General features: G+C 41.4%; 4 protein-coding genes. 1 reads left to right on the top strand and 3 read right to left on the bottom strand.

Features of this window, described 5'->3' with window-relative positions:
- The first annotated feature begins 41 nt into the window (after positions 1–41).
- The gene (gene ftsY / locus ATE34_RS04000; RefSeq protein ID WP_084911135.1) at positions 42–1,349 is read left to right on the top strand and encodes a signal recognition particle-docking protein FtsY; all 1,308 of its coding nucleotides are present in this window, start codon (positions 42–44) and stop codon (positions 1,347–1,349) included.
- A 45-nt stretch (positions 1,350–1,394) separates the two neighbouring features.
- Here the strand turns inward: ftsY and zwf are convergent, their stop codons facing one another.
- The 3 genes from zwf to ATE34_RS03985 form a co-directional block, all read right to left on the bottom strand.
- On the bottom strand, positions 1,395–2,882 hold the full coding sequence (gene zwf, locus ATE34_RS03995) for a glucose-6-phosphate dehydrogenase (RefSeq protein ID WP_084911134.1): 1,488 nt from the start codon (positions 2,880–2,882) through the stop codon (positions 1,395–1,397).
- Positions 2,883–3,030: 148 nt separating this feature from the next.
- Complete coding sequence (locus tag ATE34_RS03990) at positions 3,031–3,771, bottom strand: amino acid ABC transporter ATP-binding protein (RefSeq protein WP_084911133.1); 741 nt, start codon at positions 3,769–3,771, stop codon at positions 3,031–3,033.
- Positions 3,771–5,936, bottom strand: a complete 2,166-nt coding sequence (locus tag ATE34_RS03985) for an ABC transporter substrate-binding protein/permease (protein WP_084911132.1) — start codon at positions 5,934–5,936, stop codon at positions 3,771–3,773. The genes ATE34_RS03990 and ATE34_RS03985 overlap by 1 nt, the downstream gene beginning before the upstream one ends.
- Positions 5,937–6,000: the final 64 nt, after the last annotated feature.

The raw sequence follows: 6,000 nt of genomic DNA, 5'->3' as shown, positions 1-6,000 counted from the left end.
CTTGGGCTATTGAAGAATACGTGCTAAAGGAGAATTAGAATATGGGATTATTTGATCGTTTATTCGGGAAAAAAGAAGAGCCGAAAATCGAAGATATTGTAAAAGAAGCTCTGGAAAATATTGATTTGTCAGAAGAGGTTGAAGAAAATCAAACGGCTATCGAAGAAACAGGTCAGGAAGAGATAGGAAGGGACAAAGTGGAAGCAACTCTTGCTCAAGAAGAACTTCCACAGTCCATGACAGAAGAAGTGATTGAACCAGAAGCAGTTGAGGAAACGGTGCAAGAAGAGGTTGAGTTAGAATCTGATGAGATGGAGCAAAGCCAAGAGCCTGAAGAATTTTTCGAAGAAGAGAGCCAAGAATCTCTAGAAACTGGAGAAGAGCAAGCTTTTGAAGTAATAGAAGAATATCCTCGAGTTGAAGAAACGGTTCAAGAAAAATACGACCGCAGTCTTAAGAAAACGCGGACAGGATTCGGTGCACGCTTGAATGCCTTCTTTGCCAACTTCCGCTCTGTCGATGAAGACTTTTTCGAAGAATTGGAAGAATTGCTCATCATGAGTGACGTCGGTGTGCAGGTCGCTTCGAATCTAACAGAAGAGCTCCGCTATGAAGCCAAATTAGAAAATGCTAAGAAACCTGACGCACTCCGCCGTGTCATTATCGAGAAATTGGTTGACCTCTACGAAAAGGATGGCAATTTCGATGAACAAATCCATTTCCAAGATGGTTTGACAGTTATGCTCTTTGTTGGTGTTAACGGTGTTGGGAAGACAACTTCTATTGGGAAATTAGCTCATCGTTACAAGCAAGCTGGCAAGAAAGTCATGCTGGTTGCTGCGGATACCTTCCGTGCTGGAGCCGTTGCCCAGCTAGCAGAGTGGGGCCGTCGTGTTGATGTTCCTGTTGTGACGGGGCCTGAAAAAGCTGATCCAGCAAGTGTGGTCTTTGATGGGATGGAACGTGCTGTAGCAGAAGGAATTGATATTCTCATGATTGATACAGCAGGTCGTCTGCAAAACAAGGACAACCTCATGGCCGAGTTGGAAAAGATTGGTCGTATTATCAAGCGTGTCGTTCCAGAAGCACCCCATGAAACCTTCCTGGCACTCGATGCTTCAACTGGACAGAATGCCCTGGTACAAGCTAAGGAATTTTCTAAAATTACCCCTGTGACAGGAATTGTACTGACCAAGATTGATGGAACTGCTCGAGGTGGTGTCGTACTGGCAATTCGAGAAGAACTCAATATCCCTGTAAAATTGATTGGTTTCGGTGAAAAGATCGATGATATCGGAGAATTTAACTCTGAAAACTTTATGAAGGGTCTCTTAGAGGGCTTGATTTAATAGAAAGTAAATAATCCTGCAAGATTGACTTGCAGGATATTTTTGTTATTCTAAACGCCCTTGTTCACGATAGGCGATATCTGGTTGCCAAGTCCATTTTGCTCCAAACTTCTCTAGTAAGTCAAAGCTAGCTTGTGGTCCCATGCTTCCAGACTTGTAGTCATGGAGTGGAACTTCATTTTGAGTCCAGAGCTCTTCGATACGATCAATCAATTTCCAAGAAGCACTAACCTCATCCCAGTGGCTAAAGTTGGTAGAATTGTTGTTCAAGACATCGTAGATTAGCTTTTCGTATGGATCTGGTGAAGCCCCAGTAGCGGTAGCATCTGTACGATAATCTAAAGAGCTTGGCGCCAGGTTAAATTCTTCACCGACTTGTTTCCCATTTAGGCTAAGAGAGAAGCCTTCAGTTGGTTGGATATAGATGGTCAAAATATTTGGTGCCAATGGTTCTCCAAAGATAGACTCCATTTGCTTAAAGATGATATTGACATGAGTCCCTTTTTCAGTCAGACGTTTCCCTGTACGGAAGAAGAAGGGAACACCACGGAAGCGATCGCTGTCTACAAAGAAGGCACCAGATGCAAAGGTTTCTGTTGTAGATTCAGGGGCGACATTTGGCTCGCTACGATAGGAAATGTATTTCATGCCATCTATTTTACCAGAGCGATACTGACCACGGATAAACTGTTCTTTCAATTCTTCCTCAGTTGGATGATAGAGGTTTTTAAAGACCTTTATCTTTTCAGCACGAATCTCATCTTTTGTAAAGCTAGCTGGTTTGTCCATGGCTAGAAGAGAGAGGAGTTGTAGAGTATGGTTTTGCACCATATCACGAAGGGCACCAGATTCATCATAGTAGCCACCACGTTCTTCTACACCCAAGCGCTCTGCAAAGGTAATCTGTACATTATCAATGTGCTCACGGTTCCAAACATTCTCAAAGATCATGTTGGCAAAACGAACAGCAAAGATACTCTGAATCATCTCTTTACCTAGGTAATGGTCAATACGATAGATTTGCTCCTCATCAAAGGCCGCAAGGAGATCTTCATTGAGCTTGCTCGCTGTCTCGTAGTCTGTACCAAATGGTTTCTCAACGATCAAGCGCTCAAAACCTTTACCATCGACAATGTTTTCAGATTTGAGGTGTTTGGCAATGGTTCCAAAGAACTGAGGTGCCATAGACAAGAAGAAGAGCTTATTGTGTTCAGCTTGGTATTTTTCGTTCAGCTCAGCTTGTAATTGGCGCAAAGCAATGTAATGTTCCGTATCATTCACATCATGGCTTTGATAGTAGAAGTGGCTAGCAAATTCTTGGGCTTGCTCGGTACTATCTGCCAAATCAAGGATGGACTCGACAACTACAGATTCAAAATATTCCTTACTCCAAGGTCTACGAGCTGTTCCGATAACAGCAAAATGCTCAGAGAGATTGCCTGATTTATAGAGTCTGAAAAGGGAAGGGTAGAGTTTGCGTTTAGCTAAATCTCCACTCGCACCGAAAATTGTAACAATAACCTTTGATGACATCTAGCTACCTAATTTCTATATTTTTTCCTAGTTGGACTAGGGATGAGATTTTCTCATTGTCATAGCTTTTATTTTATCATAATTTTCAAAAAAATCAAAAATCCAATACGCAATTAAAAAAGTGTAAGGAGAACCTCACACTTTCGTTTTATACGTTTAAGACCTTGTCCAAAAATTCTTTTAGACGAGGGTGTTGCGGGTTATCAAAGATTTGATCTGGAGTTCCATCTTCAAGGAATTCTCCATCAGCTGTAAAGATAACGCGGTTGGCCACCTGACGAGCAAATCCCATCTCGTGGGTTACGATGATCATGGTCATACCCTGTTCTGCCAATTCCTTCATAACGTTTAGTACATCTCCAACCATTTCAGGGTCGAGAGCAGAAGTTGGCTCATCAAAGAGCATGATATCAGGATTCATGGCAAGTCCACGAGCAATAGCTACACGCTGTTTCTGACCACCTGAAAGGCTATCTGGATTGGCATTAGCTTTGTCCGCAAGGCCGACTTTTTCCAGCAATTCCATCCCTAATTTCTCAGCTTCAGCCTTGATCATCCGTTTGTGTTCAATAGGTGCAAAAGTGATATTTTCTAGGACGGACATGTGAGGAAAGAGGTTGAAATGTTGGAAGACCATTCCGACGTTCTCGCGAACATGGTCGACATTGGTTGATTTGTCAGTCAAGTCATAACCATTCACAGTGATGTGACCACTCGTTACCTCTTCAAGAAGGTTAAGGCTACGGAGGAAAGTGGATTTACCAGAACCCGAAGGACCGATAATACAAACAACATCTCCTTCATAGAACTTAGTCGTAATGCCTTTTAAAACTTCATTTTTTCCATAATACTTATGCAAATCATTTACATCAATTTTTAATTTTGCCATTAACGAATCCTCTTTTCTAAGCGTTTCGCTAGTCTAGTCAAAAGTGTGATAATTACAAGATAGAAGATAGCAAGGATTGCATACATCTTGAAACTTTGGTAGTTACGGGCGATGATGATCTTACCAGTTTGGAAGAGTTCCACCAAACCAATAGCAGATACGATGGTTGTATCTTTAAGAGCGATAACGAATTGGTTGACGAAGTTTGGCAACATTAATTTAGTCGCTTGTGGCAAGATAATCTTTCGCATGGTCTTTCCATAAGAGATACCAAGACTGCGGCTGGCTTCCATTTGCCCAACTGGAACAGCTTGGATCCCACCACGAACAATTTCAGCGATATAAGCAGCAGCATTGAGTGAGAGGGCTATGGTACCAGCTACAAAGTCGTTAATTGGACTTTGGTGGCCTGTGATGGACTCGATGAAGTTTGGAATACCCCAGAAAATGAAGGCTGCAAGAATCATCAAGGGAATACCACGGATAACGTCAACGAAAATCTCAGAGATAAGACGAAGAGATTTGTATGGGCTAACGCTAAACATACCAAAGATAATACCAATGACAATGGCGATTGCAAATGAAATAAGTGCTAAGGCAAGAGTGATTCCAAGTCCACTAAGAAGTTGTTTGTAGTTGTTTTGAAGCAAGCCCCAAATAGTTGTTTCGTCAACCGTACTTGTAGAGTCAGTTGAAGTTTCGCTAGCTAGGTACTTGTCAAGAATCTTTTGGAATTCTCCGTTAGCTTTGAGGTTCGCAAGTCCATTATTAAACATCTGGATCAATTCTGGATTTGTACCTTTTTTAACGGCAAAGGCTGTTTCACCGATTGGAGTTCCAGGGATTGGAGTTTTCAATTTTTGTCCTTGGCTGATAGAATATTTGAGAACTGGCTCATCATCCATCACAGCATCAATAGAGCCAGTATTCAGACTGTCATACATTGATGCGCCATCTGCGAAGGTTTTAATCTTATAGCCGTATTTGCTTTGGTTCTCAGTAAGGAACGTTTGAGAAGCAGTTCCGTTCTTCACACCAACGGTCTTATCCTTGAGGCCTTCATAAGAAGCGATAGTACTTGATTCTTTTACACCGAGAATGGTATTAGCAGTGTAGTAGGAATCTGAGAAGTCAAAGGTTTCCTTACGGGCATCTGTTACAGACATACCAGCAATGATACCATCTGCTTGTCCTGCTTGAACAGCACTGATGGCTGCATCAAATCCTGGGTTAGTAATTTCAACTTCAAAACCTTGATCTTTGGCAATGGCCTTGATGAGGTCCATATCAATACCGGTGTATTGATTGCTTGAATTTTGAAAGACGAATGGGGCAAAAGATGAGTCACTGGCAATAATGTACTTACTTTTCAATGGAGTAGCTTTTTGTCCAGCAGCAGTAGTTGTCGTTGGGCTTGCCGTAGTTGTAGAAGCTGTCCATTTTTGGATGATTTGCTCCAAGCTACCATCCTTCTTCATTTGTGCTAGGGCTTCGTTAAACTCGGTAACCAAGTGTTCATACTTGCTCCCTTTCTTGACACCAAAAGCAAAGCTTCCAACAGCCTCGCCATCCATATTGATGCTGAGATCTTGTCCTTGGTTAATCGCATACTCAATAACAGGTTTGTCATCCATGATGGCATTTACAGCACCAGCACTTAGACTGTTATTCATCAAATCACCTGTATCAAAGGTTTTAATAGAGAAACCGTATTTATCTTTGATACTTTCTAGGAAACGTTGAGCGGCAGTTCCGTTTTTAACTCCAACTGTTTTTCCGCTAAGTTCCTCATATTTGGTGATTTTATTTGCCTTTGTCGTAGCAATGACAACTTTTGTATCATAATAGGTATCAGACATGGTAAAGACATTTTCACGTTCTTTTGTTTTTGTCATACCTGCCATAATAGCATCTGCTTGACCTGACTGCACTGCATTTACAGCAGCGTCAAAGCCGGGATAAGACATTTGGATGTTCCATCCTTTTATTTCTGCGACCTTATTGATAATATCAACATCAATCCCTTTGTAGGTTTGATCTGAATCTTTAAACTCAAAAGGTGCGTAAGCTGTATCAGACACAATCTTAACAGTATCAGCTTTTGCAATACCTAGTGAGAAAATGGGAAATAAAATGAGCAAACATGCTAGTATTTTTTTCTTCATTTTTAGTCTCCTTTTCCGAATATTTTCCCATTATACCAGAAAAAAGGTGAAAAGGCAAATTTTC

This window comes from Streptococcus oralis subsp. tigurinus (assembly GCF_002093545.1).
In the GTDB taxonomy this organism is placed as follows: domain Bacteria; phylum Bacillota; class Bacilli; order Lactobacillales; family Streptococcaceae; genus Streptococcus; species Streptococcus oralis_C.
Note: the sequence above shows the minus strand (reverse complement) of the source record. Positions and strands in the feature narration are given on the sequence as shown.